We start from the raw sequence: 599 nt of genomic DNA, 5'->3' as shown, positions 1-599 counted from the left end.
GGTGATGCACATTTTGAAGCCAACTCTAAAGCGCCTGAAAAACGCAAAGAAAAAGAGATGACTGAAGAGCTGGCCGATGAATCTGAACAAGATAACGCAACAGCAACGAAAGCTGATGTAGATGACCAGAGTCAAAGCCAACCGGCACAGTCAAACGCTACATCAGCAGCAGATTCGCTGACAGAGTCAAATAACGTGACTGCCAAAGAAAAATCGATCAGCCCTGTAACCAATAGTCAAGAGAATGCCATTGCATCCTCTAAAGCCGCTAATAAAGTTACTGAGACGACAAAGCCCGCGCAAAAAGTGTCAGGCTCAGTCGCTGCATTAAAAGCCAACGCTAATGGTAGTGGCAGTGCACCCAAAAACAAGAAAGGGTCGTTGGATCCAAACCGTCTACCTGACACGGATAAAAATACTACTGCTGATAAAGAGACTGCTGCTAAGACTGACACCGTCGAGATAAAAGCTGATGACAGTTCAGATAAGCAGTAAAAGCGTTTAGCTTAGTAAGAGTATTTTGTTCTAAGGCAATAGAAAAACCCCAGCTTATAATAGCTGGGGTTTTTTATATCTATTAGTTTAATAGTTGCTCGTTA

The 599-nt window shown here is 42.9% G+C and carries 1 pseudogene; it reads left to right on the top strand.

Annotation, left to right across the window (positions count from 1 at the left end):
* Nucleotides 1-495 (top strand): annotated as a pseudogene (locus ACS8FD_RS22530) (hypothetical protein); the annotation flags it as partial.
* Nucleotides 496-599 lie beyond the last annotated feature (104 nt).

The organism is Psychrobacter sp. 1U2, from assembly GCF_051847575.1.
This window is presented reverse-complemented; position numbering and strand designations above follow the sequence as displayed.